This window comes from Parapedobacter tibetensis, assembly GCF_024704835.1.
Taxonomy (GTDB): Bacteria; Bacteroidota; Bacteroidia; order Sphingobacteriales; family Sphingobacteriaceae; genus Parapedobacter; species Parapedobacter tibetensis.
In genome coordinates this window covers 1-17,887 of the sequence record NZ_JAMXBE010000029.1, presented here as the reverse complement: position 1 = coordinate 17,887, position 17,887 = coordinate 1, and the positions used below count along the sequence as shown (strand labels likewise).

The 17,887-nt window shown below is 45.2% G+C and carries 19 protein-coding genes; 12 read left to right on the top strand and 7 right to left on the bottom strand.

Annotation, left to right across the window (positions count from 1 at the left end; translation table 11 throughout):
- Positions 1 to 632: 632 nt before the first annotated feature.
- The gene (gene def / locus NF543_RS24270; RefSeq protein WP_257670745.1) at positions 633 to 1,205 is read right to left on the bottom strand and encodes a peptide deformylase; all 573 of its coding nucleotides are present in this window, start codon (positions 1,203 to 1,205) and stop codon (positions 633 to 635) included.
- A gap of 110 nt (positions 1,206 to 1,315) precedes the next feature.
- Between def and xseA the strand changes: the two genes are divergently transcribed.
- Both xseA and xseB read left to right on the top strand, forming a co-directional pair.
- Positions 1,316 to 2,650 (top strand): exodeoxyribonuclease VII large subunit, encoded by a 1,335-nt coding sequence (gene xseA, locus NF543_RS24265; protein ID WP_257670746.1) that lies wholly within the window; start codon positions 1,316 to 1,318, stop codon positions 2,648 to 2,650.
- Positions 2,647 to 2,925: an exodeoxyribonuclease VII small subunit gene (gene xseB, locus NF543_RS24260; protein WP_257670747.1), complete on the top strand. Its 279-nt coding sequence runs from the start codon at positions 2,647 to 2,649 to the stop codon at positions 2,923 to 2,925. The genes xseA and xseB overlap by 4 nt, the downstream gene beginning before the upstream one ends.
- Positions 2,926 to 2,942: 17 nt before the next feature.
- Here xseB and NF543_RS24255 read toward each other — a convergent pair whose 3' ends face one another.
- Both NF543_RS24255 and nagA read right to left on the bottom strand, forming a co-directional pair.
- Entirely contained in the window at positions 2,943 to 4,409 is a 1,467-nt protein-coding gene (locus tag NF543_RS24255) for an SLC13 family permease (protein WP_257670748.1), read from the bottom strand.
- Between the two features lie 27 nt (positions 4,410 to 4,436).
- On the bottom strand, positions 4,437 to 5,561 hold the full coding sequence (nagA, locus tag NF543_RS24250; protein WP_257670749.1) for an N-acetylglucosamine-6-phosphate deacetylase: 1,125 nt from the start codon (positions 5,559 to 5,561) through the stop codon (positions 4,437 to 4,439).
- 113 nt (positions 5,562 to 5,674) lie between these two features.
- Between nagA and NF543_RS24245 the strand changes: the two genes are divergently transcribed.
- From NF543_RS24245 to trhO, 7 genes are all read left to right on the top strand, one after another.
- Positions 5,675 to 6,418, top strand: a complete 744-nt coding sequence (locus tag NF543_RS24245) for a DeoR/GlpR family DNA-binding transcription regulator (protein ID WP_257670762.1) — start codon at positions 5,675 to 5,677, stop codon at positions 6,416 to 6,418.
- Between the two features lie 15 nt (positions 6,419 to 6,433).
- The gene (locus NF543_RS24240; RefSeq protein ID WP_257670750.1) at positions 6,434 to 7,771 is read left to right on the top strand and encodes a flippase; all 1,338 of its coding nucleotides are present in this window, start codon (positions 6,434 to 6,436) and stop codon (positions 7,769 to 7,771) included.
- A gap of 34 nt (positions 7,772 to 7,805) precedes the next feature.
- Positions 7,806 to 8,753, top strand: coding sequence for a polysaccharide pyruvyl transferase family protein (locus tag NF543_RS24235; protein ID WP_257670751.1), 948 nt, complete (start codon positions 7,806 to 7,808; stop codon positions 8,751 to 8,753).
- Between the two features lie 56 nt (positions 8,754 to 8,809).
- Positions 8,810 to 9,532 (top strand): methyltransferase domain-containing protein, encoded by a 723-nt coding sequence (locus tag NF543_RS24230; RefSeq protein ID WP_257670752.1) that lies wholly within the window; start codon positions 8,810 to 8,812, stop codon positions 9,530 to 9,532.
- A gap of 57 nt (positions 9,533 to 9,589) precedes the next feature.
- Complete coding sequence (locus tag NF543_RS24225) at positions 9,590 to 10,348, top strand: glycosyltransferase family 2 protein (protein ID WP_373275032.1); 759 nt, start codon at positions 9,590 to 9,592, stop codon at positions 10,346 to 10,348.
- Between the two features lie 11 nt (positions 10,349 to 10,359).
- Positions 10,360 to 10,584, top strand: coding sequence for a DUF3820 family protein (locus NF543_RS24220; RefSeq protein ID WP_257670754.1), 225 nt, complete (start codon positions 10,360 to 10,362; stop codon positions 10,582 to 10,584).
- 94 nt (positions 10,585 to 10,678) lie between these two features.
- Positions 10,679 to 11,674, top strand: a complete 996-nt coding sequence (trhO, locus tag NF543_RS24215; RefSeq protein WP_257670755.1) for an oxygen-dependent tRNA uridine(34) hydroxylase TrhO — start codon at positions 10,679 to 10,681, stop codon at positions 11,672 to 11,674.
- On the opposite strand, the gene trmB is transcribed toward trhO, so the two are convergent.
- A complete protein-coding gene (trmB, locus tag NF543_RS24210) occupies positions 11,649 to 12,296 on the bottom strand; it encodes a tRNA (guanosine(46)-N7)-methyltransferase TrmB (protein ID WP_257670763.1) in 648 nt (215 codons plus the stop codon). The genes trhO and trmB overlap by 26 nt on opposite strands.
- A 135-nt stretch (positions 12,297 to 12,431) precedes the next feature.
- On the opposite strand from trmB, the gene NF543_RS24205 reads away from it, so the two are divergent.
- A complete protein-coding gene (locus NF543_RS24205; RefSeq protein ID WP_257670756.1) occupies positions 12,432 to 13,364 on the top strand; it encodes a GDP-L-fucose synthase family protein in 933 nt (310 codons plus the stop codon).
- 6 nt (positions 13,365 to 13,370) lie between these two features.
- Here the strand turns inward: NF543_RS24205 and NF543_RS24200 are convergent, their stop codons facing one another.
- From NF543_RS24200 to NF543_RS24190, 3 genes are all read right to left on the bottom strand, one after another.
- Positions 13,371 to 13,838 carry a hypothetical protein gene (locus tag NF543_RS24200; RefSeq protein WP_257670757.1) on the bottom strand — a complete coding sequence of 156 codons (468 nt, stop codon included), beginning with the start codon at positions 13,836 to 13,838 and terminating at the stop codon, positions 13,371 to 13,373.
- A complete protein-coding gene (locus tag NF543_RS24195; RefSeq protein ID WP_257670758.1) occupies positions 13,816 to 14,199 on the bottom strand; it encodes a hypothetical protein in 384 nt (127 codons plus the stop codon). The genes NF543_RS24200 and NF543_RS24195 overlap by 23 nt, the downstream gene beginning before the upstream one ends.
- 200 nt (positions 14,200 to 14,399) lie before the next feature.
- On the bottom strand, positions 14,400 to 14,669 hold the full coding sequence (locus NF543_RS24190) for a YtxH domain-containing protein (RefSeq protein ID WP_257670759.1): 270 nt from the start codon (positions 14,667 to 14,669) through the stop codon (positions 14,400 to 14,402).
- Positions 14,670 to 15,026: 357 nt separating this feature from the next.
- Between NF543_RS24190 and NF543_RS24185 the strand changes: the two genes are divergently transcribed.
- Together NF543_RS24185 and NF543_RS24180 are read left to right on the top strand one after the other, a co-directional pair.
- Positions 15,027 to 16,214 carry a glycosyltransferase family 4 protein gene (locus NF543_RS24185; protein WP_257670760.1) on the top strand — a complete coding sequence of 396 codons (1,188 nt, stop codon included), beginning with the start codon at positions 15,027 to 15,029 and terminating at the stop codon, positions 16,212 to 16,214.
- 86 nt (positions 16,215 to 16,300) lie between these two features.
- Complete coding sequence (locus tag NF543_RS24180; RefSeq protein WP_257670761.1) at positions 16,301 to 17,839, top strand: YifB family Mg chelatase-like AAA ATPase; 1,539 nt, start codon at positions 16,301 to 16,303, stop codon at positions 17,837 to 17,839.
- Positions 17,840 to 17,887: the final 48 nt, after the last annotated feature.

Below are 17,887 nucleotides of genomic sequence, written 5' to 3'. Positions count from 1 at the left end.
ATTTGCTTTTGGTAACCCCGTCCTGTTTGGGTTTGCAAAGGTAAGAGGGTTTTTTGAATTTGCAAATAAAATATTTTTTTATTTTTATCTGGAAAAAAACCTGCTGTTAATCATGCTCGAAACCACCCTCACAAATCCTTAATCAACCGCTAAAACTACCTCAAAAAACAACCGCTTTTCCCTTCTTCACCATTCCGTCCCCCTTCTTGCGGGGTGCAAAGGTAATAACCTTTTTGTAATCTACAAAGGTAGCGTCTAATTGTTTTTTACGAAAACAGATTAGTCATTGATAATCAACATGAATAATTCTTAAAAAAAACTCTTACATCATATATCTTCATCATCTCGGCATTTTTCAACAACGCGAGCTATCGAACTTGACACCTACATGGAATCCATCTATTACATCGACCTATTAGGCACCATATTTTTTGCCATTTCAGGCACCATGGCGGCCATGTGACATAACATTGATATTTTTGGTGCAGTTTTTACCGGTTTTGTCACGGCTGTCGGAGGTTGGAGGTCTTCGGAATGAACTACAGCCTGAATGCCTTCCTAAGTGCAGGCATTGTGTTTGCCATTCGAATCATTGCCGTAAAGTACAAGCTGACGTTGCCTGTGGTAGGGGGTTAACGGTTTTTCTTTTTCAATACCGGAAACTTCATTTTATAATCCACATCCACCTGTCCCTTGGAAATCGCCTCCAGTTTGCTTTTAAGCATCGCTTTGCGCAGTGGACTCAGCTTCTCCGTAAAGAGTTTCCCTTCGATATGGTCATACTCATGCTGGATAATCCTAGCTGCCAATCCCGTGAAATCTTCCTCATGCTCTACCCAATTTTCATCGAAGTAGTTCATGCGGATATCCGGATACCTACTCACATCCTCACGGATATCGGGGATACTCAAGCACCCTTCATTGAAAAGCCACTTCTCTCCGCTTTCATCAACCATTTCTGCATTAATGAAAACTTTCTTGAAGTCTTTGAGGCTGGCGTCGTCATCCGCAAAGGGATTGGCATCAATCACAAACAGCCGGATGGAAAGCCCTACCTGCGGTGCCGCTAATCCTACCCCATGCGCAGTATACATGGTTTCAAACATATTGGTTATCAATTCCTGCAAGCCAGGGTAATCCTCGTCTATCTCCGCCCCTTTACGCTTCAAAATAGGGTCGCCATAGGCAACGATGGGTAAATTCATCTTTTATCCTCTTGTCAAATCTAAGCCGCAAAGGTAAGTTTTTTTGTTCAATCGCTTAATTCGAAAAGCACCCAACAACCTATCTTTCCAAAAATTGCTTACCTTTGGTTATGCCTGAAAAGTTGGTCGACAAGACAATTTTCTCCCTTGCAGAAGTAGCGCGAAGCATCCAAAAAACCATTGCCGAGCGTTATCGAAGCGTTTATTGGATAAAGGCTGAGATGAACAAGCTCAACCATTATACCCATTCTGGGCATTGCTATCCCGAATTGGTGGAGAAAAAAGAAGGTAAAGTCATTGCCGAAATGCGCTCCGTACTTTGGAAAGGCGATTACCAACGCATCAACCAACGATTTATTGAGATCGCCAAGGAACCCTTGAAGAACGGAATCACGATTTTATTCCAGGCGTCCGTTTCCTATGACCCCTTATATGGTCTGAGCCTGCATATGCTGGATATCGATCCGGCATATTCACTTGGCGAACTCGAGCGGGAGAAGCTGGAGAGCATCAACCGCCTTAAACAGGAAGGGATTTTCCATGCCAATAAACAGCTTTTCTTTCCACTTGTTCCTAAGCGGCTGGCCATCGTATCGGTGGAAACCAGCAAGGGATATTCCGATTTCCTCAAAATCCTCGAAGGAAATCCTTGGGGTTATCGGTTCGAGCTGACGCTTTTCCCGGCTTTGCTACAAGGAGACAAATCTATCCCTTCCATCACCAACCAACTGGCGAACATCGCAAAACAGCGGACAGATTATGATGTGATGGCCATCATCCGTGGAGGGGGGGGCGACGTCGGACTATCAAGCTATAATAATTACCTATTGGCTTCGGCCATCGCCCGATTTCCTATCCCCGTGCTTACAGGCATCGGCCATTCCACCAATGAAACAGTAAGTGAAATGGTGGCCTACAAAAACGCCATCACACCAAGTGAGTTGGCTGATTTTCTAATCCAACATTTCCATAATTTTGCCGTACCGGTGCACCGTGCGCTTGATACCATCAGCCGCAAGGCGCAGCAGCTCTTGGAGCATCAGAAGCAGGAACTGACCAATTTTGCGCGGTATTTCCGGATGGGCAGCGGCCACCTCATCAACCAACAGCAACGAGCCCTGGAAAATATGGCCGCGCAATTGCGTACCGCCACCACTTCACAGCTCAAGCACAAGCGCCGAGAATTGCACCATCCAATGGAAAATTTAAAATCGCATGGCCTTGCCTTATTGAAAAGCAGCCGTTTTGAATTGGCCGGCGTAGAAAATGTCGTCCGGTTATTGGATCCACAGCACATACTCAATAGGGGATACAGCATGACCAAAAAAAATGGAAAAGTAGTCAAAAGCACCAATGAACTTCAAATCGGCGATACCATCGAGACCCGATTAGCCTCCGGAAAACTAATCAGCACGGTAACCGAATCAAACGCTACACGACAATGAGTGAACAGTATACCTATACAGAAGCCTTCGAAGAGTTGCAAGCTATCGTAATGGAAATCGAACATGGGGAAATTTCAATCGACGAACTTTCCGATAAGGTAAAGCGCGCTTCCCTACTCATCAGCATTTGCAAAACCAAGCTGACCGCTACGGAAGAAGATGTCAATGCGATATTGGCTAGTTTGGCCGATAGCCATGCTGCGGAAGAAAATCCTGAAAATAATGGAGGAGCAGACGACGATACCGAAACATCGGATCCGGACAAAACGGAGTAAATGATGATACCCTTTTCTTAGCGCTCGAAGTTGCCGAATGATTCAGGAAACGAAAAGAGATCGATTCCCCATAGATAAGGTAAAACGAAATACATAAACAGCAATATAAGAAAGATAGAAAGCACATTCAACAGCAAACCAATCCTCGCCATCTCCCTGATGGAAAAATAACCGCTACCGAAAACCACAGCATTGGGAGGCGTCGCAACAGGGAGCATGAATGCACATGATGCCGAAAGCGCAGCACCGACCATCAAACTCAGGGGGTGTACATCTAAGGTAATAGCAATAGGTGCCAAAATTGGCAAAATCAATGCGGTAGTAGCTGTATTCGATGTGATTTCGGTTAAGAAGTTCACGGCTCCGATAACGACCAACAACATCAACACCAGGGAAACACCTTCCATTAAGGTAAAATGGGCGCCTATCCATTCGGTCAATCCACTATCCTTAAAACCCGCAGCGATTGCCAAACCTCCTCCAAAAAGCAATACAATGCCCCATGGTAGTTTTTTCGCATCGTCCCACTTAATAAGTGGTTTGCGGTCTTTCCCTGGCATCACAAACAATAAAACAGCACCCATGATCGCAATCACCGTATCATCGATGGCGGGAAGCCACTTATCCAAAATGAAGGATCTGGAAATCCAACAGAAAGCGGTAAAGATGAAAATCGACAACACCGCTTTTTCTTCAAAACCCATTTTACCCAATTCGGCAAATTGTCTTTTTATCTCCTGGTTGCCTAGCGGAAATGTTTTGCTTTTAAGCTTGAAAGCTTTAATCAAGTACTTCCAACAGATAAATAAAAGAAGGATACATAAAGGGAGCATGGTTCTCAGCCAACTGAAGAAATCAATATCGACACCAAAATATTCCTTGGTGACCGCCACCAAAACCAAGTTTGGTGGTGTGCCAATGATGGTAGCCATCCCCCCTATCGAAGCACTATAAGCGATGCCCAGCATCAACACCTTAGCGAACGAACGATTCATATGTTGGGCCTGTCCGCTTTCTAATTGTTTTATCGTGGCTATCCCTATTGGAAGCATCATCACGGCTGTAGCCGTATTGGATATCCACATCGAAAGAAAAGCCGTCGCAATCATAAATCCCAAAACGATGTAACTTGATTTGTTTCCCACATACAATAACACATACAGCGCAATACGTTTGTGCAGATTCCATTTTTCAATGGCAATGGCCAGTATAAATCCTCCTACGTATAAAAAAATCAATGGATGCCCAAATGAGGCTGTTGTATTCGCTATGTCGAGCGCCCCAGTCAGTGGAAAAAGAATGATGGGCAACAGCGAAGTAATAGGAATAGGAACAGCTTCCGTCATCCACCAAAAAGCAATCCATAAGGTACAGGACAAAACCGCATGAGAAGCGTTGTTCATCTCCCCAAACGGACCACATGCATAGAAAACCAAAAAAATAAGTGGCCCTAATACCAAAAATAGTTGCTTATTGCTTATCATCTGTTAGGATTAATTGGTTAATCAAAATTAACGAAGTATCGGCTGCGTTTCCCCTTCAAAAACAACCTGTTTTATGGTGTAAGATGTATCAAAAACAATAATATTTGCCTTATATCCGGGCGCTATCCTTCCTAAGTCTTTCGCACCGATAAGACGCGCGGGGTATAACGTGGCCATCCGTAAGGCTTCGTCTAAAGGAATATCCACGTGCCGCACACAATTGGCCACTGCCTGCAACAACGTCAATGCCGACCCTGACAGGGTGCCGTCTGGCAGCGTATAACGATCACCTTTGAAAACATGCGTGTATAGGCCTTCTTCCGTGTCCGTTACAGCATCCGTGATCAGGAAAAGTCGTTCCTTTACTATTTTTTTGCTAATGGCCAGTGTTTGGTAATCCACATGGATGCCGTCGGCAATAATGCTTGCACATGCTCCATTGTGCTGGAATACGGCCCCGGGAAGCCCTGGCTCGCGGTGGTGGAAGGGAGACATGGCATTGAAGAGATGGGTAGCAGCTTGGATACCATAGTCAAATCCTTGCATGGCTTGTTTCATCGTGGCATCACTATGCCCGGCAGACAACAATATGCCATTGTCCAACAGCAAACGTATGTTGTCTTCGCCAAATAACTCAGGTGCAATGGTCATCATCCGGAGACATCCATTAGACCGGTCCAAAAGCGTTTTGATTTCTGACCGATCTGGGGCACGGATATAGGCTGTGGGATGTGCCCCTCGTTTTTTGGGGTTTAAATATGGCCCCTCAAAATGCAGCCCCAGCAATGCCGGATGCGGGTTGGCTTTGCTGATGTCCAGTGCTTCGCCAAAAAGGGCTAACGAATTGGTGGCCAACGTAAGCATAAAACTCGTTGTTCCTGAAGCAAGTAGTGTGTTGACAATCCCGTCTATTGCCGCCTTACTTGGTTTTGCCGAAAACAAATATCCGCCCGCGCCATAGATTTGCAAATCAATCAAACCTGGGGATACAAAGTTACCATGGGCATCCAGTATAGTGGCGGTTGTGGGTATCTCTTCAGGGCGTATTAACCCTTTGATGATGTTCCCTTCGATGAGCACTGCTTTATCGTTAACCGTTTCCGTGCCTGTGTACACGATTCCATTGGTGATTACGATCGGTGTTTCTATCATTTATTTTTAGTACTAAAGCGATGAATCTGCTAGACTTGGCTGGTAATAATACCAATTTTTCTTTTTATTTATTCTATCTTTCTATCTTTACCCAACAAACAACCGCTTACACCATGTTAAAAGAAGAACGGCAAGCATTTATCATCCATCAAATCAATCTGCATAACAAGGTCTTATCTTCGGACCTAAGTGTACAACTTAATGTATCTGAAGATACCATCAGGAGGGATTTGAATGAGCTTGCTGAAAATGGCAAGGTATTGAAGGTGTACGGTGGGGCATTATCTAAATCATTCCAGTATCCATTTCAGGAGAACAATGTATATGCCCGCGACGCAAAAAAACAAATAGCAAGTAAAGCCCTTAAACTCATCCAGAATGGGATGACTGTGCTTGCTGGCGGGGGCACTACCATGCTTGAATTGGCCCGCATTGTTCCCGAAAGCCTCCAATGCACGTTTTTCACCATTAGTCCTTTGGTTGCCCTTGAGTTGGCCGAACACACGAATGCAGACGTCATCCTTATCGGTGGCAAGCTCTCCAGAAATACCAACATCAGTATTGGTTCACAGGTCATCAACCAATTGTCTGAGATACGGGTTGACCTATGCCTGCTAGGCACCAACAGCCTTTCGGTAGAAGATGGCGTAACCGACTCCGATTGGGAAGTGGTTCAGATTAAGAAAGCCATGATACGTTGTTCGAGCAAGACGGCCATCCTTAGCATCACCGAGAAACTCAATTCTGTGCAGAAGATGAAGGTATGTAGCCTCAATGCCATTTCCTATTTGGTGACGGATTTGGATCCCAAGCATGGCAGTTTGGTTGGCTTCCACAAGGTGGTAGAGGTTGTTTAGCGGATTTTACGTTCCATGAAAGTCCCGTCATTACCCGGCTTCGATCAGGAAGCTTTTGATAAGTATTTTAAAAACACCGGGTGGCTTATGATCGCCCGTTCGGGTTCCCTTTTCATCAAAATGATCATTACCGCAGTGGCCATCCCCAACTATTTGGGAAATAGCCAAAACGGCATCCTAAACTATCCATTGGTACTGGTCACGTTTTTCATGGCTGCATGCACCTTGGGCATGGACAGCTTTGTTACCCGCCAATTGTTGCAACAACCGCAGAAACAGCACGTCCTACTCGGCACAGCATTCCGGCTCCGATTGATGGCAGGTATTATTTCTCTACCATTGATTTACCTCACCTACCAACTCATTGGCAACTATGCATCCAAGGCGCCCGCCGCGCCCATCGAATATGTGGCCATCGTTTCATTTGTTTGCATTTTTCAATCTTTCAATATTATTGATAGTTATTTCCAGTCAAGGGTACAAGGAAAATACATCATGTATGTACAAATCGGCGCTAATCTGCTATCGGCAGCCGTAAAATTGCTGCTCATCCTATGGCATGCCCATCTTGAATGGTTTGTTTGGATATTATTGGCAGATTCCGTTTTCCTTGCGTTCGGCTACCTGTACATGTACCACCGGAAAGGCAACAGCATTTCCGACTGGAAATTTGATAGTACCGTAGCAAAACATTTACTCAAATATGCGTGGCCGCTGGTCTTTTCCGCTGTTTTTATCACCATATATATGAAAATCGACCAACTCATGCTCGATGCCTACCTAGGTGAAGCGGTACTCGGCGTATATTCAACAGTGGTGAGTCTTAGCGAAGGTTGGTACTTCATCCCCATGGCCATCGTCACGGCGCTCTTTCCAGCAATCATGAACGCACGGCGAGATCATGCGGCTCGTTATCAAAAAAGACTGCAAAATCTATATGAGCTGATGGCTGTTATCAGCATTAGCATCGCGGTTTTGATGATGTTTGCCTCTCCTTTTATTTATAGCACTTTTTACAAACCCGAATATGCAGCAGGAGCCCGTATACTTACCGTCCATGTATGGGCAGGTGTATTTGTGTTCCTTAATGTAGCAAGTGGTCAATACCTCATTGCCGAAGGCTATACCTTGCTTTCACTGGCCCGCGCATTGACGGGTGCATTGGTCAACATCGTGCTCAATGTCTTGTGGATTCCGAAATATGGCATGATTGGTGCTGCATATGCCACATTGGTAGCGTACGCATCTACGGCACTGTTTGTTATCTTTGTCCCCAAAACAAGGACACAAGGATGGATGATGCTCAAAGCGATTTTTTTCATTCCAATCATTCAACGCTTAGTTAAACGATAAATTAAAACAGACCCTAATTGTACAACACCCTTCTATGCCAAAAATCATCTTTGACACATCAATAGGTACCACTAATCTCGGCGACCATATCATCATGGATTCGGTGAACCGGATTGCGGACGAACTGTTCGTGGATGATTTCGTTATCAACGTGCCGACTCATTTTTCCATCCATCCCAAAGATCTGCTCAAGCTCCGTAAATACGATACGGGTATTGTGGGCGGAACCAATTTACTCAAAAACAACACGCTTCGAAAAAGTCAATGGAAGGTCGGAATCAAGGATTTGCTAGTACTGCGTCGAAAAGTGGTATTGCTGGGCGTAGGTTGGTGGCAATATCAGGATAAACCCGTATCTCCGTATTCCAAAATGATGTACAAATCCCTGTTTTCCAAGCGATATCTCCATGCGGTGAGGGATAATTACACTTTGCACAAATTGGATGAGATGGGCGTTAAAAACGTCATCAATACCGGATGCCCCACCGTGTGGGAGTTGGATGAACCACATTGTTCGCAGATAAGCCCGATGAAACGCGACTTGGTGGTGACCACCATCACGGATTATATGCGCGATCCCGAGAAGGACCGCTTGATGTTGGAAATCCTGAAGAAACATTACAGCCAAGTGTATGTATGGATACAAGGTTCGAAAGACCAGGCCTATATCGAGAGCCTGACAACGGATATCCAATACATTGCCCCAAAACTATCGGCGTTTGACGCTTTCCTTGAAGACAGCGCCTGCGACTATGTGGGTACACGGCTGCATGCAGGCATACGCGCCCTGCAGAAAAAGAGGAGGGCCATCATCATTGGCATCGATAATCGAGCGCTTGAAATGCGCAATGATATCGGCCTAAATGTGCTCGAACGCCAACGTATCGAGTTACTGGAAGAGAAGATCCATGAGGAAATAAGTGTCAAATTATATTTGGATACTCATGCCATCCAACGTTGGAAAGCGCAGTTTAAGCCATAAGTCATAATTTACGGAGACGATAACCCGTTATCCATTTATAAAAAAGGAAAAGAAAATTGTTCGATCACATAAAAAAGCTGTACAACAAGTCCCTATTCCAACCGACGTTCTTTGGGTTGCTTTTCAACCCTTTTTTCATCATCAGAAGAGGGCTCTACAAAGGGGTTTCCTCGTTCAGCAACTACATGAACGGGAGATTATTAGATTTCGGTTGCGGTAGCAAACCTTATAAAACCTTGTTTCATGTGGACGAATACATCGGCACGGATATCGAAGTGAGTGGGCATGCCCATGTCAATGAGGACATCGACGTATACTATGATGGAAAAACATTGCCTTTTGCCGATGAATCTTTTGATAGTATTTTCACAAGCGAAGTCTTTGAACATGTATTCAACCTGCCCCAAATCATCGGTGAATTGCATCGGGTGTTGAAACCGGGTGGATACATGTTGGTAACTGCGCCATTCGTATGGGATGAGCATGAAATCCCGTACGATTTTGCCCGTTATACTTCGTTCGGAATCAAACATATTTTAGAAGAAAGTGACTTTGTTATCGTAGAAGAGAAAAAGACTACCAATTACGTGGCCACAATCTGTCAAATGTGGGGGGCCTATGTCTACCAGCATATTTTCCCAAAGAACAAGATGATCAGGATAGCGTTGACTCCATTATTCATAACCCCCATTACGATACTCGGATTGATCCTTTCTGTAGTACTCCCCGCAAACATGAATTTTTTCCACAATAATGTATTGGTCGTACAGAAACCGTAAACTTGCCTTAAGCCTGATGGCTACAGTTGATTTTGGTTCAAGCTATTAACCATGTCCATGAATATTGTCTCACCAAAACTCACCGTAATCACCATTGTATATAACAATGTGTCAAACATTGAACGCACAATACAGTCTATCATCAACCAAACTTATCCCCACATCGAATACATTGTGGTTGACGGCGGCTCCACGGATGGTACCTTGGCCATCATCAGCCGATACGCTGACCATATCTCCCGTTGGGTGAGCGAACCGGATAACGGCATATACGATGCCATGAACAAAGGGTTGGCTATGGCTAGTGGCGATTATGTGCTTTTCATGAATTCAGGTGATGAAATCTACGAGGAAGATACCGTAGAACAGGTCTTTGCCTCGGCAGCGGATGCAGATATCTATTATGGCGAAACCGAAATGTATGACGAAAACTGGCAGAGCCTGGGCTTACGGAGGCATGCTATACCGGAAAAATTTACCTGGAAAAGTTTCCGTTACGGGATGAACATCAGCCACCAAGCCATTTATGTGCGCTGGGCCATCGCTGAGCCTTATGATTTGCAGTACCAATTGAGCGCAGATATTGATTGGGTGATCCGTGCCGCAAAGAAAGCGGGTAAGATCGTAAATACAAAACGCATGGTGGCCAAGTACCAAGTAGGCGGCATGTCCAAGAAACGGCATTGGCAAAGCCTCAAGGAGCGTTTCCGGATTTTCAGCAGGCATTATGGCTTGTTGCATAACATTGTCAACCATGTTGTCATCGCCATCAACCTGGCAGGATATTACATTCGCCATGGCAAAACTAACGACTAAACCGCATAGCAATGAAACAAGAAGAAGTATTAGAAGCACTCGTGACAACCAAAATGCCCTTCGGCAAGTATAAGGATGTACTAATCTGCCATCTTCCTGAAGGGTATTTGGTATGGTTTCAACAAAAGGGCTTCCCACAAGGCAAACTGGGTATGTTGCTGGCCACCATGTACGAAATCAAGCTCAATGGGCTTGAGTACCTGCTACGACCTTTAACGAACAAGCCTTCACATTGATCAATTGAAAGCCGTATAAAAACTATCGGTTAATTCGTATCTTTGCACCCAAAATAAAAACATTAAACGCCGTTTGCAGCGGTATCAATGACTAATGAAGAACTATCAAACCCTGCTGTACTATTGCTACAGCCATATCGACAATGCGGAACAGTTTGCCGCTGATCATCTTGCATTTTGTAAATCATTGGGCCTTGTGGGCCGCATCATTGTGGCAGACGAAGGTCTCAATGGTACCGTATCTGGCACACCCGGATCATGCAAAACCTATATGGATACCGCGCATGCCGACCTGCGGTTTGCCAAAACGGATTTCAAAATTGACGAGGTGGACGAACCTTCTTTCATCAAGATGCATTGCCGGTATAAACCCGAAATTGTGCATTCGGGCCTGCGCGACCCGAAGTCTATCGACCCAACAAAGGAAACAGGCAAGCACTTGGAACCTAAAGAATTCATGGAAATGAAAGACCGTGAAGATGTTGTGGTATTGGATGTTCGTTCAACCAATGAGCACAACGTCGGTCGCTTCAAAAACGCCGTGACGCTCGACATTGATAATTTCCGAGAATTTCCAGCTAAGATCAACGAACTAGCGCAATACAAGGACAAAAAGATACTCACCTACTGCACTGGAGGCATCAAGTGCGAAAAAGCATCAGCCCTATTGCTTAAGGAGGGGTTCAATGAGGTATACCAACTGCATGGGGGTATCATCAAGTATGGCAAGGAGGCAGGCGGCAAAGATTTTGAAGGCAAATGCTATGTGTTTGACAATCGCGTGACCGTGGATGTCAACCAGGTGAATCCCACCGTGGTCTCCACCTGCCTCAATTGCGGCACCATAAGCAGCCGGATGATCAATTGTGCCAACCCCGAATGCAACGAACATTTCACCCAATGTGAGGCCTGCGGCTGGAAACTGGAAGGCTGCTGTTCGGATACCTGTATGTCCCATCCTCGCAAGCGGCCCTACGATGGCACGGGATATTATGTAAAAGTACCGCAACCGATCAACGTGGAGAAAATCAGTAAGCGCCAGTACAAAAAAATGGGCAGCCCGGTCACCAGCGCCACTTCAAGTAGTTGATATTCTTATCCACGGCCAAGTACTTCTTTTCGTAATAGGTTTTGATCTCCAGCAGCTCATCCACCAAGTCCGAGCGGTAGAGGTCCGTGGTCTGCGCTTGCGGTGCCAAGTCCAATTCCGCTAGCTTTTCGAGGGTATAGGCATATAAGCCATCATTATCCGTTTTCAAGTGCATGCATCCACCGGCTGTTAAGAGCTGCTTGTATTTTTCCAAAAAACGTGGTGCCGTCAGCCGTTTCTTTTCGCGGCTTACTTGGGGCTGTGGGTCGGGAAAAGTGATCCATATTTCGGATACCTCACCGTCGGCAAAATAGTCCAATATGGTCTCGATCTGTATACGCAGGAAAGCCACATTGGGAATACGCTCTTCCAATGCTGTTTTTGCGCCCCGCCATATGCGGTTTCCCTTATAGTCGATACCGATGAAATTTTTATCCGGATGGCGCTTCGCCATGTTGACGGTATATTCCCCTTTCCCACAAGCCAGCTCCAACACAACGGGGTGATCATTGCCAAATTGTTTGGCGGCCCACTGCCCTTTCATTACTTTACCGGCATCCAATTGCAGCACATTGCCAAAAGTGGCAATCTCCGCAAACCTCCGTAATTTGTCTTTTCCCATGATGCGATCAAATCGAGCGGCAAAAATAACCTTATATTTCATCTATTAAAAGTAAGTTCTCAACGGCAGATGAGAAATCGACAACTTGCAATTAAACGGCAAGTTATCTAAGTTTGCATTCCAAATAACATGTACGTGGAAAAAGACGCCAAAATATACATTGCCGGGCACCGGGGCATGGTCGGTTCGGCCATTCATCGCAAATTGATCGCATCGGGATTCAGTAACTTTGTCTTGCGTACATCCGCCGAATTGGATTTACGCAACCAGCAAGCCGTTGCCAATTTTTTCGCTACCGAAAAACCAGATTACGTTTTTCTAGCTGCTGCCAAAGTAGGCGGAATATTGGCCAACAACACCTTCCGTGCTGATTTCCTATATGAAAACTTGGCGATACAGAACAACGTTATCCACCAATCGTATGTACAAGGGGTAAAAAAGTTGCTTTTCCTTGGATCAAGCTGCATATATCCCAAACTTGCCCCCCAACCTATCAAGGAGGAATACCTGCTTACCGGATTGCTTGAGCCCACCAATGAACCGTATGCGATTGCGAAGATAGCAGGCATCAAGCTCTGTGAGGCCTACCATGCGCAATACGGTTGCAATTTCATTTCGGTGATGCCAACTAACCTATACGGCTACAATGATAATTATCACCCGGAGCATTCCCACGTCTTGCCTGCACTTATCCGTCGTTTCCATGAAGCAAAAATGGCGAATCTGCCCACCGTGGAAATATGGGGTAGTGGTACGCCAAAACGAGAGTTCTTGTTTGCGGACGATTTAGCTCATGCCTGTCTTTTTTTGATGGAAAAATACGATGAGCCGCAGTTAATCAATATCGGCACCGGTCAAGACTTGAGCGTCAAAGACTTGGCGCTTTTAATCAAAGATATTGTAGGCTATCAGGGAGATTTACGCTTTGATTCATCAAAGCCAGACGGCACACCTCGCAAGTTGATGGATGTAAGCAACGTCCAAGCATTAGGGTGGCACCATACCACTTCCCTCCATGAAGGTATTCGGATGGCTTATGAAGATTTCCTAGCACGTCCTATCAACTAGTACGTTTTAATAGGTTTCACTATCTGGCGGGATGCCATAATCGACATGCTTTGATGATTTCTTTTTGCTCATTGCTGGTCGGATAAAACCGGCCAGTTTACTGATCAGGTCGCTGATGCTATCTTTGTTTAAGGCGCCAGCTGCCCGTTGGGAGAGCATGGTAACCAATGCCCTTTTGAACAATCCTGATTTTCGGAGGAAAAAGCGGTTGAGTATTACCGGAAGACCGATACGGAACACCTTGGTTACCCAGTCTTCATCTTTATCTCCTTTCGCAAATAAGTTTTTAGCTACATTTACTCCCGGCACCCAAGAAACGGCTGACTTAAAAAAGCGGATAGGAGCTTCTATCTTATCGTTGAAGAGACTGTATTGGTCATTGAGGTAGTTTTCTTGCTCCTTGGCAAGTACGTTGAGGCGCACGATTTCCAGCCTCAAGTCATTTAAATTCTTAATCTTGCTTTCCTTCCTCATCTTCTTCTATTTCATCATTCCATTTCTGTAAAAATCGCTTGATGGAAAGATTCATGAATATGCGTTCTATGGGATCCTCGAAAATCGAAACCAGTATAATCAATAAAATAAATATACCACCCATGGCGAGAAATCCCAGCGAGGAACTTCCTAAAAGCTCACTCAGGTAGAATCCCAAAGCCAAGCTTAGAAAGAAAACCACGAATATGGCAAAAATCGTCTTTACCCCGTCTACAATCAAGCTGGCGATTAATCTTGAAGACCGCTCGATAAGCTTGAGCCCAATCAGTTTAAAGCGGGTATCAATGTATTCTTTGGTTTTTTGGAATACCCCTTTAATCGAAAATTTTTTATCCTTCATTTGGTTTGGCCAAGGTGTTTAATGATTCAGTTGATTCGGTACGATAAATTCCAACTGCGCTCCAACTAAAAACAATAGGCTTCCGCCCCTATACGCATTAGGGATACTATATTCAAAGCAATACACTCGTTAATCAAGCTAATGCATATCCCGATGTGCTGTGCCATGCTATGGCTAGGGCCGATAGCCCTTTTCTATATTCAGGCGTGCTCTTCCAAGGCTTCTTCGGCAACCTGTTGCCCCTTGTTCACTTTAGCTTTCATAGCCACGACCACTTTTTCCTTGAAGTCATTTAGATGCTCCAATTGTTCGGCGGTGCGTTCCTTTAGGGCCTCTCCAAGATCTTTCAACGAATCATTCAATTTATCGCGAGTCTCTGAGCCCCTTTCCGGTGCAAATAAAATCCCTAAAGCAGCGCCTGCGGCCAATCCCGCTAACAATGCTGCTACCACTTTTGCATTATCATTCATAATTTACTGAATTATTAAAACTGAAAAAATCAAGAATTACTTATTTATCTACTTTTGGCTATCCGACCATAGCCTATGATTAATTCTGTTAAATATACAAATAAGTCTGCAAATCGTTTGCCAAAAACTAAAAAACATACAGAAAATTGACTATCTGCGGCAAACGTGCTTATGAAACTTGGAAGAATACCTAAGTCCAAGTATTTTGCGAGCATATCATCCTTTTATCCATTAATGGCATAAATATTGCGCTTAGTTCCCAATGCAATATTGAAATATTTTGGGAGGGAAGGCACAGGGGCTTGGTTATTTACGTTATCTTTGTCGCTTCGCTCGTGTGCTATTAAGCTATTCTATATGATAGATATTTACCTGGTACTTTTTTCATTTTTGTTCTCGTGTGTTGTCACTTTATATGCCGTTCCCTCGTTGATTAAGCTGGCCTATCAGAAGCGCTTATTTGATGATCCGGCACTTGAAGAGCGTAAAATCCACAAATATCGCACACCAAATTTGGGAGGAATAGCTGTACTCACTTCTTTTACCTTTACCGCTTGCCTTAGCATTTCAGGAAGCGTTTTGCCATACGCCAATTATATTTTCGCTTCTGGATTGCTGATCTTTTTGGTAGGCCTAAAAGATGATTTGACGGCCTTGAATCCCTATAAAAAATTTCTTGCACAAGCTATCACGGCCTTAATCGTTGTATATTTCGCCGATATCCGGTTGACCAGCTTCTATGGCATTTTCGGAATCCATGATATTCATCCTGTAATTAGTTACTTGTTTTCTAGCCTGCTTATCGTGTTTATCATCAATGCGTTCAATTTAATTGATGGCATCAATGGCCTGTTGGGCAGTGTTAGCATGATTGTAAGCATCACATTTGGCTACATTTTCTTCCGGATGCAGGAATATGGTCTAGCCATATTAGCCATGAGTATGGCTGGTTCCGTGATAGGCTTTCTTCGATACAATGCGGGCAGGGCTAGGATTTTCATGGGTGACGCCGGGGCCTATACCATCGGTTTCATTGTGTCGGTATTGGCCATCCAATTTATCGAATTAAACAAAGTTCAGGGAATCACGCCTGTTGACGGTTCATTGATTCAATCGGTTCCTGCGGTTGCAATCGCTATTCTTATTATCCCGATTTTTGATACACTCCGTGTAATTGTGATTCGCCTTATAAAAGGCAAATCGCCCTTCATAGCCGACAGCAATCACCTTCACCATAGGCTGCTGGATACCGGTATGACGCATACCCAAGCTACTTTGGTACTTTCGAGTTTCAACGTACTTATGATCGGCATTGCCCTGTCTTTCCAACAAATCGGCACCGTTGAGCTTCTCATCTTGATTGGCCTTGTTGCCTTATTGATGAACAGCATGCTATGGTTGTATGATGTACGCCAGGTTATCGTGCAGCCGCCAACCTTGGTGGTGGAAGAGGACGAAGAGAAAATCTACCAACTCCGTGACCATGCGCGCGAAGTGGCCGAAGAGGCCTTGCAGCAATATGAAGAGAAACAGCATCAAAACTGATTTTATCCACCCTATTTCCCTATTTTTCGTATTCGTTTTTTGCCATAAGATGATTTTTTCTTAGTTTTAGAGGAAAAATAACACCTATGCTGGTAAAAACCTACGGCAGTGCTGTCTATGGCATTGAAGCATCCACCATTACCATTGAAGTCAACATTTCTGGCGGCACTAAATATTATATTGTCGGCCTGCCCGACAATGCAGTGAAAGAAAGCCTGCGACGCATTGAAAGCGCCCTATCCTCCTCAGGATTCCGCATGCCCCGGCAGAAAATTGTCATCAACCTTGCCCCGGCCGATATCCGTAAAGAAGGCTCATCTTATGATTTGGCCATTGCCACCGCAATATTGGCATCATCGAACCAGATCGATGCCGGTCTTTTAAGTGATTTTCTCATTCTGGGAGAATTGTCGTTGGACGGGGGGGTACAGCCCATCAAAGGCGTATTACCGATAGCCGTCCAGGCTGAACGCGATGGTTTCAAGGGCATTATCCTCCCCTTGGCGAATGCTCGGGAGGCGGCCGTTGTAGCTGGATTACACGTATACGGTGTCCAGCATATCAAGGAGGTGATTGGCCTTGTAAACGGTACACAGTCAATCGAACGAATACAAGTGGATACGCAGCAGGAGTTTGAGAAAAAGATCAACGATTACGACAGTGATTTTGCTGATGTGCGTGGGCAAGAACATATTAAACGTGCATTGGAAATTGCGGCGGCTGGGGGGCATAATGTCATTTTGATTGGCCCGCCGGGATCGGGAAAGACCATGTTGGCTAAGCGCTTGCCCACGATATTGCCCGCATTGAGCTTGGAGGAATCATTGGAAACCACGAAAATACACTCTGTCGCCGGGAAACTTCCTGTGGCTGAATCCTTGATGACCGTACGGCCTTTCCGCGCCCCTCATCATACCATCAGTGATGTGGCTTTAGTGGGTGGTGGCGCCAACCCTCAGCCGGGGGAAATCTCATTAGCCCATAATGGGGTGCTGTTTTTGGACGAATTACCAGAATTTAAACGCATGGTGCTGGAAGTGATGCGTCAACCACTTGAATCGAGACAAATAACCATATCCCGTGCACGCTTTTCCGTAGATTATCCAGCAAGTTTCATGTTGGTCGCAGCGATGAACCCCTGTCCCTGTGGATTCCATAACCATCCCGAAAAAGACTGTGTCTGTAGTCCGGGTATGGTACAGAAATACCTGAGTAAAATATCCGGGCCCTTGTTAGACCGGATTGATTTGCATGTGGAGGTAACGCCTGTTGATTTTACCGAATTGGCCTCCTCTCATGCGACCGAGCGTAGCGCAGCTATTCGGGATCGCGTGGTTACTGCCCGTGCCATCCAAGCTCAACGGTTTGAAGTGGAACCGCATATACACTGCAATGCACAAATGAACCCCAAAACCGTGCGCGAAATCTGCAACGTTGACGAGGCAGGGCAGGCCTTACTCAAGACTGCCATGGAACGCCTTGGTCTTTCTGCCAGGGCTTACGACCGCATACTCAGGGTATCCCGTACAATTGCAGACATGGCTGGCAGTGCCGATATCAAAACAGCGCATCTCGCCGAGGCCATCCAGTTCCGTAGTCTCGACCGCGAAAGTTGGGCGAGCTGATGCATTAATTGTTCAACCGCTCTTCAAAGAGTTTCAGAATGCGTTTGT